This is a genomic window from Ligilactobacillus equi DSM 15833 = JCM 10991 (assembly GCF_000615765.1).
In the GTDB taxonomy this organism is placed as follows: domain Bacteria; phylum Bacillota; class Bacilli; order Lactobacillales; family Lactobacillaceae; genus Ligilactobacillus; species Ligilactobacillus equi.
This window is the reverse complement of record NZ_BAMI01000022.1, coordinates 1-21941: the sequence shown is the minus strand read 5'-3', so window position 1 is coordinate 21941 and position 21941 is coordinate 1. Positions and strand designations below refer to the sequence as shown.

The following is a 21941-nucleotide window of genomic DNA, read 5'->3' as shown; positions in this document are numbered from 1 at the left end:
TTTATTTAACATTTTTTGCACTAATGCACACACAAAAAAATCTTGAATCCTCAGATCCAAGATTTTTTCTTAATTAAAGCCATATACTTTATGCACAACTCGGTAGACCCCAGAAGCCAAGGAGCGACCAACCCGCCCTGGAAGGTTTACCCCGACCCCAAAGACACGCCGCCGTAATTTACGGTATAAATCTACATCATAAGTCTTAATATATTGCCAAAGTTCTTTTTTCTTGGCTAAATATTCTGCTTTTTTACCCCGAATCAGAAGAATCGAAGATACGGTGGTAATAATTTCTAGATAGTATTTCATGTAGCGCGCTTGTGGACTGTCGGCTGCCACATTTTCTACATAAAAACGCACCATACGTTTATTGACCGCTAATTGCTGGTCAATGCGTTTGAGCATCACTTGCTCATTAACGGACTGGTCGTCGCGTCCGATGAAATAGTGATAAAAGTCAACATCCAAGTAATAAATACTTTTAACATACCCCAACGGTTCAAAAGCATAAAGATTGTCGACGTAAAAAGTATGCTTCGGTAACTGTAAGTGGCATTCCTTGGTCAAAAGTTCTGTGCGATAAATGATAGCATGCATCAAGAGATACTGGCCAAAGACCAAGTGAACCTTATCCCAAGAAAAGACCTTTTCTTGCGGTAAAAAAGAGTAAGAAACTACTTTTTTATGTTTAGCACCTACCTTATCGTAGACGTAATTACTTAAAATCATGTCAACCAGTTCATCTTGAGTCACACATTTCTCAATAAAAGCTAAGATTTTTTTCAAAGCTGAAAAACTAACCCAATCATCACTATCGACAATTTTTACATAAGGCGCACTAGCCGCATAAACTCCCGTGTTAACGGCCTGACCATGTCCGCCATTTGCTTGATGAAGGGCAACAATTTGGTTTGGAAATTCTTCTTGATAATAATCGATAACCCGTCCTGTACCATCCGTTGAGCCGTCGTCGACAAGAATAATCTCCACCTTATCGCCACCTAAGACCAAAGAATTAATACAACGTTCAACATAATCTTCGGCATTGTAGCAAGGAACAACAATACTTAGAAGTTTTTCCAAAAAATTCACCTATTTTCTCATAATTACAAATTTCATCATTGGATAGTTGATTACTACTTGCGCCACAATGTTAGCCACATTGGCAATAGTTGCAGCTAAACCACCTACATATGGGTTTAACCAAGCAATAATGTAGGGTGGCATCCAAACGGACACAATCCCAGCCACAACCACTGTCACAATATACCAAAAGAGGCGATCCATTCCAAAACTAGCTCCGAAAACCAAGTTTTTTTGGACGAAGTAGTTCACAATTTGTGCACACACATAAGCTAATAAGAAGGCAAAAAAGCCCCCTAATCCCCCTTGATTTATACCATAGTGGAAAATCCACCAATCAAAAGGCTTCACCAGGTTCTTAAATAGGAGTAAAGTACTCAACCATAAGACCACAAAATTGGTAATAGTGGCAATATTACTCAAAAGATTGAACATGATAAATTCATATAAATCTGGGTGATTATTTTTAAAATCCATAACTGCTTGAACTAAAGCATTGTGTTTTTTTTCTGCCATAAATTTTTCTCCTCACTATTTATCTTCTTCATACCAAGTATCGGCCTTGTTACGCTTTTGATTACGGAAGTACCCTTTGATTAAACGACTACTTCCAGACCAAAAATGACCATTAACAATTCGTAAAATGGCGGTTACCATGTCTTGATCAATCAAGCCCCCGGTCATCTTACCCATGGCTCTAAAAGGCATATTATAGTTAAAGAGGAGATTCAAATCTGGCTTGCCTTTGGCTTCGCTTTTTGCAATAGCATTTTTAAGCCACTTAGCTACAGCGCGTGCAATCCAACTCTTAGCGTTAATCATCTCCGCTAATGTATCATTGTACCCTAAATTTTGACCTTTAACCATGGTATTTTGCTTAAATTCTAAATTAAAGTAATTTTCAAAGTCATTTTGACTAATGCTTTGAAGATCGCAAGCTTGGTATTTGGCGAAAACTTCGTCTTGAACAGCCATAACTTCTTGGCCTTCTACCTGGTAATCTGCTGTTAGAATAATATCGTTCACATTTTTACCAATCATAATTTGATAAGTGCCGGCTTCCACTTGCCAGGTATCACTGCTAACATCAAAGTAACGAAAAGTCTTATCATCAAAAGAAATTTTAACCTGCTGACTTTCTCCCGGAGCTAAGCTAACTTGGGCAAAGCCTTCAATTCTTTAGCGGGGCGCAAGATATTGGTTTCAGCTTTACCGATATACAGTTGAACAGTTTCTGTCCCGGCCACCTGACCCGAATTTGTCACCTTAACCTCTACACCTTGATCGTTGACGCTTAAATTATCGTAGGTAAAGCTAGTGTAAGACAACCCAAAACCAAATGGAAAACGTACTGCTTTTTGGGCCTTATCATAATAGCGATAACCGACAAAGAGACTTTCCTTATAATAGGAGTTGCGTCTGTGAGCCGGGAATTCTTCCCCAAAAGGTACGTCAGCATAGCTCATTGGGTAAGTTTCTGCTAACCGCCCGGAAGGATTGTAAGCTCCGGTTAAGACTTCCCACATGGCGCCGGCGCCAGCTTCCCCACCGAGGTAACCGTGAACAACGGCATCAACTCGGTCTAACCAAGGCATTTCTACTGGAGAGCCTGCCGATAAGACCACGACTAACTTTTGGTCTAACTGACTTAGTTCTTGAATCAATTCTACTTGATTAGCAGGCATGGTCATATCCTTACGGTCCATCCCTTCAGATTCAGAAACTTCGTTGAGCCCGACATTTAAGACTACCACATCACTTTTAATAGCTAAATCCTTAGCTTCTGCAATTAAAGCGGGATCGCTTTGCCCAACTCGCTTATAACCTTGGGCATAACCAGCGAGTGTAACACCGTGGGCCTGAGCGGTATCCTTCAAAGTTTCTAAATTTTTGGTATTAACTAAAGAAGAACCAGCTCCTTGGTAACGAGGATTTGCAGCAAAATCCCCAATCAAGGCCACCCTAGTCTCTTGCGTCAGAGGTAAGACGTCCGCCTCATTTTTCAACAAGACAATACTCTTCAAGGCTGCTTGGTAGGCAACTTGGTGTTGGTGGTCCCAGTCTACCTTAATTGCATCATTCTTCTTGGTAGCGTTGGAGCTTAAAACTACATTCAATAATTCATCTACTCTTTGATCCAAGACAGCTTCATCTAAACGCCCTTCTTGGACCGCGGCAATAACTTCACGAGCTCCTGGTTGTTTCAAACCAGGCATCACCAAATTGCTCCCGTTTTTAATTCCGGCAATGTGGTCGTTATCCCCTCCCCAGTCAGTTACTACATAACCATCAAAGCCAAATTCTTGACGTAAAATATCCTGTAATAGGTGATGACTTTCATTGGTGTATGTCCCATTAACTTCGTTGTAAGAGGTCATAATAGACTTAGGATTCCCTTCTTGAATAGCAATTTCAAAGTTGGTCAAGTAAATTTCCCGTAAAGTCCGTTCATCTACTACTGAATTAGAAGCCATCCGGCGAGTTTCTTGACTATTAACTGCAAAGTGCTTCGGAGTAGCAATGGTACCATTAGCTTGAATTCCACGAATAACCCGACCAGCTAATTTTCCTGCTAAATAAGGATCTTCACTGTAGTATTCAAAGTTCCGACCTCCTAGAGGATTGCGTTTGATATTTAAACCAGGCCCCAAAACTTGGTGAACATCTAAAGCTTGTGCTTCCTTGCCCAAAGCTTGCCCAACGTCTTCTACCACCTCTAGATTCCAACTGTTAGCCAGTGTAGCCGATGAAGGAAAACAAGTCGCTGGTTCACTCCCGTTTAAGCCCAGGTGATCTCCAGCACCCGATTGTTTCCGTAGACCCAAAGGACCATCAGACAAAAACATCGCGGGTACTTGGTTATTAACAGCATAACTTTTCCATTCTCCTTGTCCTGACATCAAGGCTGCTTTTTGCTCAAGTGTTAATTTTTTAATGATAGCTGCATTCTTCAACATTGATACTTCCTCCTCGTAATTTTCTCTAGCCTAAGATTAGCAAAAGATGTAATCGCTTTACACTTTTTTTGCATATCTTGCGCTTAAGGTTTCATAATTTGCCAAAAGCGCTTTATTGTTAGAGCGGAATTTCTTATGATAGAATAAAGATATCAAAATAGAAATGAGGACGACTTGTGAAAATCGCGATTTGTGAAGACCACCCCGACGAACTAGAGCTACTCCTTCAGTGCTTCCGTCAATATGAACAAGAACATCACCAAAGTTTTGAGATTACAACTTTTAAAGACGGCTTGGATTTAGTCAACAACTACACCACTAACTTTGATGTCCTCTATTTGGACATTCAAATGCCTCTTTTGAACGGTATGGAAGCAGCCAACCGTATTCGCCAAATTGATAGCGAAGTGCCGATTATCTTTCTAACCAATTATGTACAATATGCTATTGATGGTTACGCCGTAAATGCTACCGATTTTATCTTGAAACCCATCACCTACTTTAACTTTTCGGAACGCTTTAAGAAAATTGCCCGCCACTTTGCAAAAAGTCAGCAAAACATTACCCTAAAAACTAATCAAGGGTTTCGTAAAATTAATCTAGAAAACCTGTACTACATTGAAAGTCAAGGCCACTATCTCCACTACTACCTCTTAGGTAGTGATGAGCAGTATGAAGAATTAATTATTAATGATTCCATGAAAAATACCGAAAGTCAGCTAGCCCAATATAACTTTGCTCGCTGTAATAATGGTTACCTAGTCAATCTCAAACATGTCTTGAGTGTTGAAGGTAATTTTGTTAAGGTGGGACCCTTTGAACTGCAAATCAGTCGCCCTCGCAAGAAGAAATTCATGCAGGCCATCACTGATTATTTAGGAATGGAGGGTTAAAATGACCAATTTAGTCTTCCCAGATATTCCGCGCTTGTATACCGGTTTAGCAGAATTTTTAGCGGTTTGCTTAATGATTATTCAGGTTCCTCCAAGTCAAAGACGCAACCTTCTTACTTTGCCGGTCTTTGGTCTTGGTCAGATTGGTTTACAATATTTGGCCGGAACCTTCGAACTTTACTGGTGGATTCTAGGAATTTTATTGAATTTAATCTGGATGTTTTTAACCTTATATTGCTGTGAAAAACTGGTTTTAGCAGTAATTTTCTTCCACCAATTTAAGCTTTCATCATCGCCGAATTTGTAGCCTCCTTTGCTTGGCAACTCTACTGTTATAGTCCTTGGAATCATGGACTCATCGAATTTAGCTTCATGGCGATTTGCTATACATTACTCTTTATGCTCTTCTTTTTACTTTTTAAAAATGAGCGCACCCACTATGCTATGCTCAATATCAGCCATAAATCGGTGATTAACGCCTTTATTATTACCATTATTATCTTTACTATGAGTAATTTAGGTTTCCTTCTGGCACAAACATCCTTTTCTTTAGGAAGTAGTTCAACCATTTTTATGATGCGAACCTTCATTGATTTATGTGGCATTTTGCTTTTTATGATTCAAGAAAACCAGCGCTATGAGCACTTCTTAAATAATGACTTGCGACAGATGAATAATATCTTTCAATCACAATACGAGCAATACGAAGCCTACCGTGAAGGAAATGAATTAATCAATCAACGTTTTCACGATTTAAAACACCAATTAGATGTCATTGCTTTAGAAGATGATTCTGCTAAACGTCGGGCATATGTCACTTCCTTGCGTCAAGAAATTAAGCAATACAAAGCTGACATCACCACCGGCAACCCGATTGCCGATGTCATTTTAACCCGAAAAAATGCCTACTGTATCAAAAATCAGATTACTTTTACCTGCATCGCTGATGGCTCCCTCTTAGATAACATCGAAGTCATGGACCTCTGCAGTCTTTTAGGTAATACCCTCGACAATGCCATCGAGGCCACAGCCAAGATTCCTGAACCCGAAAAGAGGTTAATCAATCTGCGTATCTCACAAAAGGCCAACTTCATTTTATACAGTTTAGAAAATTACCTTCAAGAAGATATTCAAATTCAGGCTGGTAGCCTCCCTTCTACCACCAAAAAAGACCCTAACAACTTACATGGTTACGGTCTAAAAAGTGTAGACTATATTGCTAAAAAGTACGGTGGGACTTTGACCATCAATACGCATGACAATTGGTTTACCACCCGGATTTTATTACCGCTCTAAAGTTAATGAACTCGGTACTGAAGTACCGAACTTCTAGCACTGGTAGTCAGATACTGCAATGATACTAAAAGACCTTTAGGCAATGCACAACTATCACAAAAAAGGACCGCTCGTAAAGCGATCCTTTTTTATTACTTAGTGTATTCAGCTACTAAAGCTTCTACTTCTTCAGAAGTTTCACTGTCAAGAGCCTTGTCAGCTAATTCCTTCATCTTAGTAGTGTCAAGCTTCTTCATTAAGCTCCGTGTCTTCAAGATTGAAGTTGCACTCATAGAGAATTCATCTAAGCCCATGCCGGCTAACAATGGTACTGCCGTTTGGTCTCCAGCCATTTCCCCACACATACCTGTCCATTTACCTTCAGCGTGTGAAGCATCGATAACACGCTTGATAATCCGTAAGATAGATGGATTGTATGGTTGGTAAAGGTAAGAAACGCGTTCATTACCACGGTCAGCAGCCATAGAGTAACCAATCAAGTCGTTAGTACCGATACTAAAGAAGTCGGCGTACTTAGCTAACTTATCAGCAATCATGGCAGCGGCTGGAATTTCCATCATCATTCCGACTTCGATATCATCAGAAACAGCCACACCTTCAGCCACTAATTTAGCCTTTTCTTCTTCAAAAATTGCTTTAGCTTGCTTAAATTCGCTCACAGTAGCAATCATTGGGAACATAATCGCTAAACGACCATAGTTGGAAGCCCGTAATAAAGCTCGTAATTGTGTGCGGAAAATGTCTTGACGGTCCAAAGAAATCCGGATAGCCCGGTAACCCAAGAATGGGTTTTCTTCTTCTGGTAATGGTAAGTATGGTAAGTTCTTATCCCCACCAATATCCATAGTCCGGACAACGACTTGCTTACCATTCATGCCTTCAACAGCCTTCTTGTAAGCTTGGAATTGTTCTTCTTCCGTTGGTAATTCAGCTGAGTTCATGTATAAAAATTCAGAACGGAATAAACCAACTGCTTCAGCACCGTTGTCGTTAGCACCTTCTACATCTTCTGGCGTACCAATATTGGCCCCCAAAATAACTTCTTTACCATCAGCGGTAACAGACTTAGCGTCCTTAAGAAGTTTCCATTCAGCTTTTTGCGCTGCAAATTCTTCAGCTTTAGCCTTGTAAGATGCTAGTTCTTCATCAGAAGGATTGACCAAAGCATCTCCTTCAATCCCATCAATAATCACCATGTCACCTTCAGAAATTCTGAAGTAGCATTACCTGAACCTACAATTGCTGCAATTTCAAGCGTCCGTGACATAATTGCCGAGTGAGAAGTCCGCCCGCCAATATCAGTAATGAAACCTTTGACGAAGTTCCGGTCTAACTGGGCTGTATCTGAAGGAGTTAAATCGTGCGCTACGATAACAACTTCTTCATCGATTAAAGCTGGACTAGGTAAAGTTACCCCTAGCAAGTGGCTTAAGACCCGCTTCGTAACGTCGCGAATGTCGGCTGCCCGTTCTTGCATGTACTTGTTGTCTGTCATCGCTTCGAACATGGAGATAAACATATCGGTCACATTCTTTAAAGCAGCTTCAGCGTTAACCTTCTCATTTGTTATTGCATCCTTGATTTGACCAACTAATTCAGGGTCGGCCAAGATTGTCAAGTGGCTTCGAAAACTTCGGCTTCTTCTTCACCTAAGTTTTCAGCCGCCTTCTTTTTAATCATTTCAAGGTCAGCAGTTGCCTTAGCTAGGGCGTCGTCAAGACGAGCAACTTCTGCTGCCGTGTCTTCAACATTTACTTGGTCAAATGACAAGTCAGGTTCAACAAGCATGTATGCTTTTGCAGCTGCGATACCATCACTCGCTGCAATCCCCTTTAAAACTTTAGTCATTATTCAGCAAGTCCTTCCTTAGTCATTGTTTCAGCAATAGCTGCTAATGCTTCTTCTTCATCGGCACCTTCAGCCTTGATAGTTACATCAGCGTTTTGACCAACACCTAATGACATAACACCCATGATTGACTTCAAGTTAACTGACTTTTCGTTGTAAGTCAAAGTAATGTCTGAGCTGAACTTGCTTGCAGCTTGAACTAATAAAGTAGCTGGACGTGCGTGGATACCTGTTTCTGCGATTACGTGAAAGTTTTGTTCTTTAGCCATGATTATCATGCTCCTTGTTAATAAAAAATATAGTTTAACTAGTTTCTGAAAACAAGTTAAGTCAAGCATTAACACGCTTTCATTAATTTGCATCCGAAACTCCTGTTACTAGATAAATTTTACCATGCTTATCGTTTTGGTGCAAGAACTTGCTTTTAAAAAAATTAATCTTCCTTTTCTTTTTGCGCAGCAACATACTTTGCCCCACCACCACGTTTAGCAATACCGACAATACTTTTTCTTTGAGCAAAACCCATTAAGATTTTTTGAAAAGCCATAAATTCTTCTGGCGAAACTTCCAACTCAGAAATTTTTCCATCCCGTAAATCTTCTAGCTGCTTTTGATAATTCGTTGCCATTTTCCATCCTCTTCTATAATTAGATATTCAGCTTCCCAAAATAAATTCAGGGGCTTATAAATTTATTTTAACACATAAGCATTTTACTTGCGTTAAAATCCAAAGTGGTTATAATAGAAAACATAAAAGGTCAACAAAGGTCAAACGACCCTTTGACTAATCTTATAAAGAAAGGTCGTGAATGCATCTATGTTATGTCAAATATGTCATACTAATCCTGCAACGATCCATTTAACCACGAATATCAATGGCAAACAAACAACTTTTGATCTTTGTCAGCAAGATTATCAAAAACTCAAACAATCTCAAGGTTTCAATAATTTCAACAACAATCCTTTTGGTGATTGGGGTTCTTTCTTCGACTATTTAGCAATGGCCAGGAAGCTAACTTTGCTAACCAAGCACAAGGCCAAAACGGACCTCGCCCACAACAAGGGAGCGGCAATAATCGTAACAATGGTAACTCTATCCTCGGACAATTTGGGTTTGATTTGACAGCTCAAGCTAAGGCTGGAAAAATCGATCCTGTCATCGGTCGCGATAAAGAAATCAGTCGTGTGATTGAAATCTTAAACCGCCGGACTAAAAATAATCCGGTTTTAATCGGGGAAGCCGGTGTTGGTAAGACTGCTGTGGTCGAAGGTTTAGCCCAAAAAATTGTCGATGGTGATGTACCTCAAAAACTCCTCAATAAAAAAGTTATTCGCTTAGATGTAGTTTCTCTAGTTCAAGGTACAGGAATCCGTGGTCAATTCGAGGAAAGAATGCAACAATTAATGAATGAGCTTAAACAAGCTAAAAACACCATTCTCTTTATTGATGAGATCCACGAAATCGTTGGAGCCGGTAATGCCGAAGGTGGCATGGATGCCGGCAATGTTTTGAAGCCCGCCCTCGCTCGTGGTGAACTTCAACTAGTGGGAGCCACAACCTTAAATGAATTCCGTAAAATTGAAAAAGATGCTGCTTTAGCACGGCGTTTACAACAAGTACAAGTCAATGAACCAAGCATCGACGAAACGATTGCTATCCTACAAGGAATTCAACCTAAATACGAAGCTTATCACCACGTTAAATACAGTGATGCTGCTATCAAGGCTGCCGTAACCTTATCCAACCGTTACATCCAAGACCGTTTCTTGCCGGACAAGGCTATTGACCTCTTGGACGAAGCCGGTTCTAAAAAGAATTTAACTATCCACACCTTGGATCCTGATGTAATTGCGGAAAAAATCAACGCTGCAGAAAAGCAAAAACAAGACGCTTTAAAGGCAGAAGATTACGAAAAAGCCGCCTATTACCGCGACCAAGTCAATAAATTTACTAAAATGAAGGACAATACCGTCGATGATGATGAAATTCCGTCTATTACCGAAAAGGATATGGAAAGTATTATCGGTGAAAAGACTGGTATTCCAGTTGGTGAACTTAAGAAAAATGAGCAAAATCAATTGATTAACTTAGCTCAATCACTCCAAAACCACGTAATTGGTCAAGACCAAGCTGTCGACAAGGTAGCGCAAGCTATCCGCCGTAATCGCGTTGGTTTCAATAAATCTGGGCGTCCAATTGGTTCCTTCCTTTTTGTTGGACCAACCGGGGTCGGAAAAACCGAGACCGCTAAGCAATTAGCCGAAGAATTATTTGGTACTCAGGATGCCATGATTCGATTCGATATGAGTGAATACATGGAAAAACACTCAATTTCTAAGTTAATTGGTTCACCTCCAGGATATGTTGGTTACGAAGAAGCTGGCCAATTAACTGAACAAGTTCGTCGTCATCCTTACAGCTTGATTCTTTTAGATGAAGTTGAAAAAGCTCATCCTGACGTGATGCACATGTTCTTACAAATTCTCGATGATGGTCGCCTCACTGACTCACAAGGTCGCACAGTTTCCTTCAAGGACACAATTATCATCATGACTAGCAATGCTGGTTCCGGTGACTCTATCGCTAGTGTTGGTTTTGCCACTCCGGCCAATGACACCAAGTCCTTAGTAAGCAAGCTTTCTGCTTACTTTAAACCTGAATTCCTAAATCGTTTTGACAGCATTGTGGAATTCAACCCACTTTCAAAGGAAAACTTGACTAAGATTGTCCGTCTCATGTTAGCTGACGTAAATCAAATGTTGGCCCCTCAAGGCATGGATATCACAGTAACTGCTCCGGTTGAAGCCAAGTTAGTTGATTTAGGTTACGACCCTAAGATGGGAGCTCGTCCATTACGTCGTGTTATTCAAGAACAAATTGAAAACAAAATAGCTGATTACTATTTAACCAACCCAAGTGCTAAGCATCTACAAGCACGCATCGAAAATGATGATATCGTAGTTGAAGCACGACAAGCAAAATCCCCGGCTGAAAATCAATAAATTTTAACAAAATTCATAAAAAAAGCGGAACTTTTCCGCTTTTTTTGCTATTAATTTTTCTATAAATTGCGGTATAATTAAGCTGAAAGAAGGGAATGATTAATTATGTTTATGACTGATGTTACCTCAAGTTACTCGCATTCCATCGCAACCGAACTACGAACTTCACCAGCCCACTTTATTAAGATTTACACTTTGGGTAATTCCAAAGTTGTACACAAGCGTAAATTTGGTCATGATGAAGTAATTATTTCAAATAAACTTCGACCAATTACAGCTAAAGAAATTGAATTTGTTAAGCAAGAATTAGCACAAAATGCGATTAGTGAAGTTGAACTTTCTAATACCAACGCAAGTTAGTAGAATTAACATGGGATCATGAGTAAGTTTGCTTGCATACAAGCTCATCCCGTAAGTTTCTCTATTACAGGTTATATAGATGCAGACTATCATGGATAATGCGTCTTGCCATTGCTTCTATAATCCGCTGGTTATTCACGGACTTAAGTCTAGTTTATGCTAGGCTTTTTCTTTAGCTAATTTTTCTATAAATATTTTCTCCAAAATCATTGATTATATTATACACCGATGCCAAATAAGTGGCCCCTATGCGAAAAACATAGGGGCCACTTGTTATAATAATATTAATTTTAGTAACAAACTGTCTTTGATAGCTATTATAATTTAGCAGTTAATTCCACATCAGGATATTTATCTTGGAACCAGCGTTCCGCAAATTCATTTTCAAATAAGAAAAGTGGGTCTCCTTGACGATCTTTAACCAAGAGATTTCGTGATGAAGACATCTTTTCATCTAATTGGTCTGGGTTAATCCAACGTGCGGTCTTGTGTCCCATAGGTGTCATCACAACTTCAGAGTTATATTCATTGAGCATCCGGAATTGGAAAACTTCAAATTGCAGTTGCCCGACAGCCCCTAAGATGTAATCACCTGTACTATAACTTTGGTAGAGTTGCACCGCCCCTTCTTGCACTAATTGCTGGATTCCCTTGTGGAAGGATTTTTGCTTCATAACGTTTTTTGCAGTTACGCGCATGAAAAGTTCCGGTGTAAATTGTGGTAATTTTTCAAATTGCACAGCCTTCTTACCTGAAAAAATCGTATCTCCAATTTGGAAATTCCCTGTATCGTAAAGTCCGATAATATCCCCAGCTACTGCTGTTTCAACTGTTTCCCGACTATCTGCCATAAATTGCGTGGAGTTAGATAAACGAATCTTCTTTCCCGTTCTTTGAAGGGTAACATCCATCCCGCGGTCAAATTCACCTGAACAAATCCGAACGAAAGCAATCCGGTCACGGTGATTAGGATTCATGTTAGCTTGAATCTTAAAGATAAATCCACTAAATTGTTCCTGGTCCGCCGCAACTATTTGGTTGTCTTGGGTTTTGTGGGGACTTGGAGCGGGCGCGAATTGTAAGTAAGCATCTAAGAAAGTCTTAACCCCAAAATTAGTTAAAGCTGAACCGAAAAAGACGGGGGTTAACTCACCCTTAGCGATTTTTGCTGCGTCAAATTCACTCCCTGCAACCTTGAGTAATTCAATTTCATCTAAGACTTGGTCGTAGATACTTTCTTCCTTCAAGGGGTGATCGACCGCTAATTGACCGTTGTCATCTAAAGGTAAGTAGCTTTCTCCCTCAGCTTCCGAACGGTAAAGTTCAATGCGGTTGTTGTAAATATCATACAAACCTTGGAGACCTTTCCCCATCCCAATGGGCCAGTTCATGGCATAGCTTCAATACCTAAGACTTCTTCTAATTGCGCTACGAGGTCCATTGGTTCCCGACCATCACGATCTAACTTATTAATGAAAGTAAAAATCGGAATCCCCCGCATTTTACAAATTTGGAAGAGCTTCTTAGTTTGGGGTTCAATCCCTTTGGCCGAATCAATTACCATAACCGCAGAGTCCACTGCCATCAAGGTCCGGTAAGTATCTTCTGAGAAATCTTCGTGCCCAGGAGTGTCCAAGATATTAACCCGCTTACCAGCGTAATCAAATTGCATCACGGAAGATGTAACCGAAATCCCACGTTTCTTTTCAATTTCCATCCAGTCAGACTTAGCAAAGTTGCCTGACTTCTTAGCTTTCACGGTCCCAGCTTGACGCACTACGCCCCCAAATAAGAGGAGCTGTTCGGTAATGGTTGTTTTACCCGCGTCAGGGTGGGAAATAATCGCAAAGGTCCGTCGCTTATCAACGGCTTGCGTTAATTCTTCTTGTTTCATTTTTTACCTCACATAAATTTTAGTAACCTTGCCAATTATAACAAATTATTGTCTAGCTGACCATGGTCAAGCCAAAAAGCCGAGATTTCCATCCCGACTTAAGGCTTATTTTGGCACTGTCAAAACTTGACCTTCTTGGAGATCATCGCTTTGTAAATTATTTAATTGGCGAATAATTTCAGGTGTCGTCGCGTATTTCTGCGCCACGGTATCCAAAACTTCACCAGCACCCACATTAATGGTTTGGGTTTCACCTGAATAAGCTTGTGATGAAGATTCTTCAGCCTTCTTAGATTCCTCAGCTTGTTTCGATTCTTCAGCCTTCTTGGATTCCTCAGCTTTTTTCGATTCTTCGGCTTTCTTGGATTCCTCAGCTTTTTTCGATTCTTCGGCTTTCTTGGATTCAGAAGCTTGTTTAGATTCCGCTAAGGACTTGGAACTAGTCAAGCTCTCCATCTTGTTAGCTTGGTGGGTCGTATGTTGATGATATAAGTCATAACCATAGTAACCCCCAGCTCCTAGAACAAGAACTAAAACCACGAAAATTAGTATTCTAGTATGAATACTGAACTTTTTCTTTTTGGTCTTCTTTGGTGGCAAGCTACTTTCAGGTGCTGGCGTAACTTCTTTTTTAGGGGCGACGCCTTCTTTTTTATCGACGGTCAAGGGATCGGCACCTCGGTCGACAAAGAAGGACTTACGCATACGAGCTTCATCTTTTCGTTTGTAACCATTTTTAAATTGTTCTACTTTGAACTGTTCGTAAACAGCATTCACATCAAAGAGCGTTTGTTCAAATTGTTGTTCAGATAAGAAACGATTCTTTTCTGGTAAAGTTGCTGATCGGAACCATTCTTGAGCATACTCAAATTGCTTAAGCACCTCTGGCATAGGACCAAAGTCCTGAATTAAACCGAATTGGAGCCATAAAACCCGTTCACAAAATCGTTCCATCAACCAGGCTTTATTATCAGCAATAACAAAGGAGACTCCTTTATCCTTTAATTCCCGCATCTTATCACCAAACTTAGCGAAGAAGTGCTGGTCAACCAAAGTTAAAAGACTGTCTACTAAAACAATTTCGGGTTTGACATACAGGGCAATTCCTAAAATCAAACGCGCCTTTAAAGCGTCAGAATAATCACTAACTGGTTGGTAAATCCATTGGCCTAAGTCAGTGAAGTTGCTGACAGCGTTAATCACGTGGTTAGCTTTAAATTCATCTAAATTAGCTTTTTCAACACTCGCTTGGATATTCTCTAAACCTGTTTTACTAACATCTAATTGTTCTAAACTGGCTAAGAAAATGTGTGCCTCGGAAGTTATAAAGCCAGTAGTTTGTTGGAGCTTACCGGCAATGATTTCCAATAATTGCTTCTTACCAGAACCATCATTACCCAAAACCCCAATTGATTCTCCCCCGGAAAGATTGAAGCTAATACCTCTTAGTTCCCAGAATTTTTTCGGCGTTTCTTTTTGTTTGCTCCCCGTCTGCATCTCAACCCCACGGGTGATATATTTGACCTCTAGTTTAGCCATCTAATTTCCCTTCTTTCGTGAAAAATAAGAGTGGAAGCTTCCGCCCCCACTTTTATGCTAATTCTGTTTTTCCTTCACGTTTCATTAAAGCTACGATTTCGTCCTTGACATCTTTATTTTCGTATAAAACATGGTAGATTGCTTCAGTAATTGGCATTTCAATTCCCTTAGCTTGAGCTAATTCGTAAGCTGCTTTACAAGTGTTAATTCCTTCGATAACCATCCCCATGTTATCAATAACTTCTTGCAAGGACTTACCTTGACCTAATTGGTCACCTGCTCGCCAGTTGCGAGAGTGAACACTAGTACAAGTCACAATCAAGTCACCAACCCCAGACAAACCGATGAAAGTCAATGGATCCGCCCCAAAGGCTACTCCTAAACGACTAATTTCAGCTAAACCACGCGTCATCAAAGCGGCCTTGGCATCATCACCGTAACCTAAGCCATGCAAAGCACCGGCCCCGATGGCAATCACATTTTTAAAGGCCGCCCCGGTTTCAACCCCAATTACGTCTTGGTTAGTGTAGATGCGCAAGTAATTGTTCATAAACAATTCTTGCACTAACTTAGCCGCTACTAAATCTTCACTCGCAGCTGTAATCAAAGTAATATCTTGCTTGGCCACTTCTTCAGCGTGACTGGGGCCCGATAAGACCACCATACCACCGTGTAAATCAGCTGGCACTTCTTCTAAAATCACTTCGGAAATGCGTTTGTGACTACCTAATTCTAACCCTTTGCTTGCATGAATCAAAAGTGGTTTTTGCTTTAATTCTTTTAAAACGGCTACCAACTGTTGGCTCACTAAGCGAATTACCTTAGTTGGTACCACGAATAAGACGGCATCAGCTCCATCAACAGCTGCCTTTAAATCCGTGGTCGTTACCAAGGTTTCTGGGTAAACTAAACCTGGCATATAATGTTCATTAGTATGTTGGTTATTTAATTCATCTGCTTGGGCTTGCATATTTGTCCAAAGGTTAACTTGGTGACCATTGTCTACTAACACTTTAGCTAGGACACTCCCCCAAGACCCGGCGCCTAAAACAGCAATTTTTCTCGTCATTATTCTTACACCCATTTCTTTTAAATCTTTGTGTATATCCGCTTTCTAAGTTACCACAAAACCTGGTTTTCAACAAGTTTATCTAAGCTTCTTTTACTAAATATCAAGCTTTAGGAGTGGGACTTACGTAAACGATAAATGCCATAAAAATATTTCACGACCGTCTTAACCACCGCATACAGAGGAATGCCTAAAATCATTCCTAATAAACCGGCTAAGTTACCTGCCACTAACAATAAAAGAATAATCGTTAGCGGGTGAATTTCTAATGATTTACCAATAACGTTGGGATAAATTAAATTTCCGTCGATTTGTTGGACAACCACACAAACAATCACTACGAAAATCATCATCTTTAGTGAGTGGCTAGAAGCTAGTAGTAATGCCGGTATCAGCCCAATATAAGGCCCGAGGTAGGGAATAATATTGGTAATACCTGCAAAAATCCCAACCAACAAAGCATAAGGTACTCCAACTAAACTATAACCAATAAAACTTAAGATTCCCACACTCAAACACTCGATAGCCTGGCCAGCGATATAGCGTGAAATGGTCTCATTCATTTGGCGCATTAAGTCTTCCATTTTGTCTCCGTTGCTTGGAAAGTACTTTTTAATACCTGGAATCAATTTATATCCATCGCGCAACATATAAAAGAGTACAAAAGGTACGGTCACAATCGTCACCACAACATTGGCCACTAGAGAAAAAAGTGATCCGAAACTATCCGACAAGGAGAGAAGGAATTTTTTTACGTTATTCAAAATCTCACTTTGGCCTTTGGTGAGATAACTTTGTACATCATCGCGCTGCATAATCTCAGCTAAAAAACCTTTTTGACTTACTTTATCACTCCAGGTCTGGAGCCCTTTAATATAACTCGGAATATCTTCAATCACAGCTTGTGTCTGACTGATAATTTGGGGCACTACACTCGCAAGCACCCAAAATAAAAGAACAAAGATACCTAGAAAAACTAAACTAACGGCCCCACTACGATTAAGGCCGTGACCTTTAATCTTTAGCTTCAACAAAAGCTTAACCAAAGGATTTAACATATAGTATAAAAAACCAGCAATCAAAATCGGCGCAAATAACGTCGAAATAAAGACTCCCACTGGGGCAAAGATAAATTGTAACTGGGTACATACCCAGATCAATGCCGCCACAATTAAAAATTCTAGCGACCAAAATAAGATTTCTTTCTTATGTGAATTTATTTTTCTCACCTCATTATCAAAATAACCCACAGTATTTCTACTGTGGGATTCCCGTTATAAAAACGGTGCTTACTGTCGGCGCGACAATTCCAAGTAGCGGTTATACCAAATCTCAACATATTCCTTTGAGAAAGGCCCCTTACCGTTATTTATCCAATCGACCAAAGTTCTGACATTATGTTTCAAAATTTTATCAGTTTGACTAGAATAATGCCACTTAGCACTATGGTCTTCGTATTCATCAACATCTAGCAAGCGCTTTTCACCATCGGGAAAGACCTTAACATCCAAATCATAGTCAATATACTTTAGGGCTTCCTTATCCATAATGGCTGGTGAAGCAAGGTTGCAGTAATAAGAAACGCCATTGTCCCGAATCATCGTCACAATATTGAACCAGTAATGTTTATGAAAGTAAACTAAAGCTGGCTCGCGCGTCACCCACCGCCGACCATCAGCTTCGGTGACCAAAGTATGATCATTTAAACCAATCAACGCATTTTCACTAGTTTTGAGAACCATTGTATCTCGCCACGTACGATGTAAACTTCCGTCATGTTTATAACTTTTAATGGTAATATATTCGCCTTCTTTGGGTCCGTTTAAATGACGCATATGACTTCCTGCTTTCTTTCACAGGTGCAAGTTACACCGCTTATCATTACCATTATACCAAATATCTTGTAAAAATCACAAAAAATTCATTTAGTAAAAGGAATTACTATGAATTTTCTTACTTTTTCCGACGCCTAAACTTTACCACAGCCTCACACCGTGCAGTTTGCGGAAACATATCTACTGATTGAATATATTCAACTTCATAAACTTGACTTAGTTTTACTAAATCGCGAGCTAGGGTCGAAGGATTGCAGGAAACATACACAAACTTCTTCGGTGGATTAGCCAAAATAGTTGCAATTAACTTGTCATCTAAACCTAAACGAGGGGGATCAACGACTAGGGCATCAGGATGAAAACCCTCACGACTCCATTTAGGCAACCATTCTTCCGCCGGTCCTACCTCATAAGTCACATTAGTCCGCCCCGAAATTTGAGCATTATAGCGCGCATCCACAATGGCCTCGGGAGTAATATCCATCCCCCGGACTTCCTTAGCTTCTTTAGATACATAAAGACCAATCGTCCCGACCCCACAATAAGCATCGACCAGGCTTTCATCAGCTTGGAGATCCAAAGCAAGCTTAACCTGATCATATAAAACCTCCGTTTGACTTGGATTTAATTGGAAAAAAGCGCGGGCAGACAAGCGAAAATGCACGTCACCTAAAGTTTCCTCCAAGTATTCACTTCCTGCTAAACGAAGCGTTTCCGCCCCCCAAATCAGGGAGGTTTTCTCTGGATTAATATTTTGCATAATAGAAACGACTTCGGGTAAAGCCACCTGTAAATCCCCGACAAAAGCACTTAGATTATTGACCCTTTGACTCCGAGTAATCAAAACCACCTGCGCTTCTTTTTTGGCTTGTGATTCCCGCACCACGATAGTTTTAACATCACCACGATTGGTTTTTTCATTGTAGCAGATATTTGCCATTTTTCTAACAACTTCAGTACCGTCCGCATAATTTTCATGGTTAGGGGCTTTTGGGTTGAAAAAGTCGGTAAATCTACCAAGAAATGACTGTTAGAACGGTAAAGTCCCGCCATCAAATGACCGTCTTTCGCCCGACGTACTTGAAATTGTGCTTTATTCCGATAGGCGTAAGGATTTTCCATTCCCAAAGTAGGACGCAAATCGTAATTTTGATACCCCCGTGGCTTGAATTTTTCTAAAGCTTGCAAAATCACATCGCGCTTGTACTCTAATTGCTTATCATAGCATAAATGCTCAAGCTCAATCCCCCCAACATCATACTTGTCACGTGGTTTTACCCGATCTGGACTCTTGCTTAAAATTTTGATAACTTGGGCCTGAAGATATTTAGGATGGACCTTAGTAATTTCAGCTTGAATTTTTTCACCAGGTAGAACACCAGCAATAAAGGTAATTTTACGTCTGTAATACCCTATGCCTTCACCATTAATCCCGAGACGTTTGATAGTTAGGACGACTCTTTGACCAACTTCTACCTGAACGCCACCAGTATTTTTTTTACCGTTAGGTTTCCGCTGAACCTTGACTTGCTTTTCTTTGATGAGAGTTCCTTCTTTCTTGTAACTAACTTGTTTTAAATGCCTATCTATTATACCATGGATTTAACTTAAGTTTTGGAAAGGAAGATTAAAATTGACTACTAAAATCACTATGATTCAAGCTCAAAAACGCCCTGGCCGCTACAATATTTATTTAGATGGTCAGTACCGTTTCGCTGTTAGTGAAGATACTCTCTTGGATTTCGAACTACGCAAGGGACTCGAACTCGAAGAAACCGAAATTGACTTTATTTTACAAAAAGAAGCTACCAACAAGTTCTATAACAAAGCGCTTACCTATCTTTCCAGCCAACTACGAACCGAAAAAGAAATTGTAACTTATTTGAGTAAGCAAGATGCCTTACCCACCCAAATCGACGTTACCATCCAAAAACTCAAAAAGCTCAAATTAGTCGACGATAATTTTTACGCCCGCTCCTATGTTCGTACCATGGCCAAAACTTCCAGTAAAGGTCCAAATGTTATCGCCAATAAATTACGTCAAAAAGGCCTTGCTCCTAACGATATTGAAGATGGACTTAGTGAATACTCCTTAGATGACCAATTAGCTAATGGACTTAAACTAGCCCAAAAATTAGCTCTGCGTTACCACAAAGAGTCTTTTTTTATCCAGAAACAAAAAATTAATCAAGGCTTAATTCAAAATGGCTTTGGTAAGGTGAGTTCTGACATCATGGATCAGTTAGATTTACAGGAAGATGAAGATGCACAAAATGAAGCTCTCCAGAGACAAGGACAAAAAATTTGGCAGCGTAATCGTCGCTTTGACCTAACTCAAAGAAAACTTAAAACCCGTCAAGCCCTCTACCGTAAGGGGTTCTCTAACGATGAAATCAGTCATTTTCTGGAAAAAATAAGCCAAAATATAGAATAACCATTTATTTTTTATACATCCATACAAAATTTGTGATAGAATTATCTTGTAAATAAAACGCTTACGAAAGGGTTGTAATTATATGAGCACTAAAGAACGTTTTTCAGAAGCAAATATTAACAAAGCTAACCATATTTTCTCACAAACACGAACGACTGTTCAGACCGCTTTCTTCCAAAATAATATGGAAGAAGTTACCTCTCCAGCCCAAGCATATTATCTACCCAAAACAATCCCAATACAATTGTTTTGGACACACCAATTATTCACACTAAAGAATTAGGCTTGCCAAGTAATGCCAAGATGTTGGTCGACAATCACGGGCAAGTTGTTGGGCGGACGGCAGCGGCCCGCCACCGAGTTGATGATCCTAAAGAAGATGCCACTAAATTAAACGGAATTTTACATGATGCCATCTATCAAGGACATAAACGTCACTTTTACAAGACTTCAGTTTATGTTGGTTTAGATTCAGATTTCACTTTGAAAGCCCACTTAGCCCTTGCTCAAGGGTTTGAGGTTAATCTTTTATCCTACATGCTAAACTTCCAAGTTGTAAATAAAGAATACCAAGCGCTCTACCAAAAATCTAAAGTATATGACGAAGGTGACCTCTATATCTATGCCGATCCTGAATGGCAAAATCCAGACTATCCTAACGGTTTAGTCATTATTGATGCTCCTCACAATGTGGCAGCCATTTTAGGCCTACGTTACTTTGGAGAACTTAAAAAATCGACTCTAACTTTGGCTTGGGCTACCGCACACCGTAACGGCTACACTGCCTGTCACGGAGGGGAAAAAGCCTTCCACTTTACAGATAAGAATGATAAGGTTTTTGCTTTCTTCGGCCTGTCTGGTTCGGGCAAATCGACTTTGACCCACGCTAAACACGGTGGACGCTTTGACATCACAGTCTTACACGATGATGCCTTTGTCATCTCACGTGAAAACGGGACTTCAGTAGCCTTAGAACCTTCTTACTTTGATAAGACTAATGATTACTTGCCAGGTAGTGAAGAAAGTCGCTACTTCACCACTCTTATGAACGTGGGAGTTACTTTAAATGAAAAAGGCGAAAAAGTCTTCGTTTCCGAAGACCTCCGCAACGGTAACGGCCGCACAATTAAGAGTCGTTACGCCTCTATTAATCGCGTAGATAAGGAAGCAGCTCCCCTCTCTGCTATCTTTTGGATTATGAAAGATGATAGCCTACCTCCAGTAGTTAAAATCTCTGATCCTATAATGGCAGCAACGTTTGGGGCCACTTTGGCAACCAAACGTTCCACAGCTGAAAACGTCATTGGTTCCGACCGTAATGCTCTAGTCATCGAACCATTTGCTGATCCTTTCCGTGCTTATCCTTTAAAAGAAGACTACCAAGATTTTAAAGAACTCTTCCAAAAACGCGATGTTGATTGCTACATTGTTAATACCGGTAACTACAACGGCTTAGATATTACTAAAGAAGTGACTTTAGCTTCCTTAGAAAAGATTGCTAACGATCAAGCCAAATTTCAAAACTTTGGAAACTTACCCGGTCTTGCTTACATTGCAATTGATAGCTATCCCGTTGATTTTACCAATCAGGAATACGTAGCTAAACTTAAGAGTCGCTTGGAAACTCGCAAAGACTGGTTAACTCAATATGACCGCAATCACCACGGGCAAGAATTGCCAGACGAATTAGGCGCTTGTTTAAGTAGCTTGATTAGTCAACTACCCCC

General features: G+C 40.1%; 15 protein-coding genes and 5 pseudogenes. 7 read left to right on the top strand and 13 right to left on the bottom strand.

The window, feature by feature from the left end:
* Positions 1-69: 69 nt before the first annotated feature.
* The 4 genes from JCM10991_RS06215 to JCM10991_RS12905 form a co-directional block, all read right to left on the bottom strand.
* A complete protein-coding gene (locus JCM10991_RS06215) occupies positions 70-1086 on the bottom strand; it encodes a glycosyltransferase family 2 protein (protein WP_025020877.1) in 1017 nt (338 codons plus the stop codon).
* A gap of 9 nt (positions 1087-1095) precedes the next feature.
* A complete protein-coding gene (locus JCM10991_RS06210; protein ID WP_025020876.1) occupies positions 1096-1602 on the bottom strand; it encodes a GtrA domain-containing protein in 507 nt (168 codons plus the stop codon).
* A 15-nt stretch (positions 1603-1617) separates the two neighbouring features.
* On the bottom strand, positions 1618-2127 hold the full coding sequence (locus tag JCM10991_RS16390; protein WP_369384709.1) for a hypothetical protein: 510 nt from the start codon (positions 2125-2127) through the stop codon (positions 1618-1620).
* Between the two features lie 107 nt (positions 2128-2234).
* The gene (locus tag JCM10991_RS12905) at positions 2235-4043 is read right to left on the bottom strand and encodes a glycoside hydrolase family 3 protein (protein ID WP_369384708.1); all 1809 of its coding nucleotides are present in this window, start codon (positions 4041-4043) and stop codon (positions 2235-2237) included.
* A 176-nt stretch (positions 4044-4219) separates the two neighbouring features.
* On the opposite strand from JCM10991_RS12905, the gene JCM10991_RS06200 reads away from it, so the two are divergent.
* From JCM10991_RS06200 to JCM10991_RS12900, 3 genes are all read left to right on the top strand, one after another.
* A complete protein-coding gene (locus tag JCM10991_RS06200; RefSeq protein ID WP_025020875.1) occupies positions 4220-4936 on the top strand; it encodes a LytR/AlgR family response regulator transcription factor in 717 nt (238 codons plus the stop codon).
* Position 4937: 1 nt separating this feature from the next.
* Entirely contained in the window at positions 4938-5243 is a 306-nt protein-coding gene (locus JCM10991_RS15700; protein ID WP_225349932.1) for a hypothetical protein, read from the top strand.
* Between the two features lie 65 nt (positions 5244-5308).
* A complete protein-coding gene (locus JCM10991_RS12900; RefSeq protein WP_225349931.1) occupies positions 5309-6232 on the top strand; it encodes an ATP-binding protein in 924 nt (307 codons plus the stop codon).
* Positions 6233-6363: 131 nt separating this feature from the next.
* On the opposite strand, the pseudogene ptsP reads toward JCM10991_RS12900, so the two are convergent.
* The 3 genes and pseudogenes from ptsP to ykzS form a co-directional block, all read right to left on the bottom strand.
* Positions 6364-8080: pseudogene (ptsP, locus tag JCM10991_RS12895) on the bottom strand (phosphoenolpyruvate--protein phosphotransferase).
* Positions 8080-8349 (bottom strand): phosphocarrier protein HPr, encoded by a 270-nt coding sequence (locus JCM10991_RS06185; protein ID WP_023860183.1) that lies wholly within the window; start codon positions 8347-8349, stop codon positions 8080-8082. The pseudogene ptsP and the gene JCM10991_RS06185 overlap by 1 nt, the downstream one beginning before the upstream one ends.
* A 164-nt stretch (positions 8350-8513) precedes the next feature.
* Positions 8514-8708 (bottom strand): protein YkzS, encoded by a 195-nt coding sequence (ykzS, locus tag JCM10991_RS06180; RefSeq protein WP_023860184.1) that lies wholly within the window; start codon positions 8706-8708, stop codon positions 8514-8516.
* Between the two features lie 189 nt (positions 8709-8897).
* Between ykzS and JCM10991_RS12890 the strand changes: the two are divergent.
* A pseudogene (locus JCM10991_RS12890) lies at positions 8898-11083 on the top strand (ATP-dependent Clp protease ATP-binding subunit).
* A 105-nt stretch (positions 11084-11188) separates the two neighbouring features.
* On the top strand, positions 11189-11443 hold the full coding sequence (locus JCM10991_RS06170) for a DUF1827 family protein (protein WP_025020874.1): 255 nt from the start codon (positions 11189-11191) through the stop codon (positions 11441-11443).
* A gap of 317 nt (positions 11444-11760) precedes the next feature.
* Here JCM10991_RS06170 and JCM10991_RS12885 read toward each other — a convergent pair.
* The 6 genes and pseudogenes from JCM10991_RS12885 to rlmD form a co-directional block, all read right to left on the bottom strand.
* Positions 11761-13337 (bottom strand): annotated as a pseudogene (locus JCM10991_RS12885) (peptide chain release factor 3).
* Between the two features lie 105 nt (positions 13338-13442).
* Positions 13443-14876 (bottom strand): ATP-binding cassette domain-containing protein, encoded by a 1434-nt coding sequence (locus JCM10991_RS06160; protein WP_025020873.1) that lies wholly within the window; start codon positions 14874-14876, stop codon positions 13443-13445.
* Positions 14877-14928: 52 nt separating this feature from the next.
* Positions 14929-15945, bottom strand: a complete 1017-nt coding sequence (locus tag JCM10991_RS06155) for an NAD(P)H-dependent glycerol-3-phosphate dehydrogenase (protein ID WP_025020872.1) — start codon at positions 15943-15945, stop codon at positions 14929-14931.
* A gap of 110 nt (positions 15946-16055) precedes the next feature.
* Complete coding sequence (locus JCM10991_RS06150) at positions 16056-17114, bottom strand: AI-2E family transporter (protein WP_225349930.1); 1059 nt, start codon at positions 17112-17114, stop codon at positions 16056-16058.
* Between the two features lie 120 nt (positions 17115-17234).
* Entirely contained in the window at positions 17235-17780 is a 546-nt protein-coding gene (gene ntdP / locus JCM10991_RS06145; RefSeq protein WP_023860191.1) for a nucleoside tri-diphosphate phosphatase, read from the bottom strand.
* A 118-nt stretch (positions 17781-17898) separates the two neighbouring features.
* Positions 17899-19322, bottom strand: a pseudogene (gene rlmD, locus JCM10991_RS12880) (23S rRNA (uracil(1939)-C(5))-methyltransferase RlmD).
* 91 nt (positions 19323-19413) lie between these two features.
* Here rlmD and recX point away from each other — a divergent pair.
* Entirely contained in the window at positions 19414-20214 is an 801-nt protein-coding gene (gene recX, locus JCM10991_RS06135; protein WP_025020870.1) for a recombination regulator RecX, read from the top strand.
* A gap of 82 nt (positions 20215-20296) precedes the next feature.
* A pseudogene (locus JCM10991_RS12875) lies at positions 20297-21941 on the top strand (phosphoenolpyruvate carboxykinase (ATP)); the annotation flags it as partial.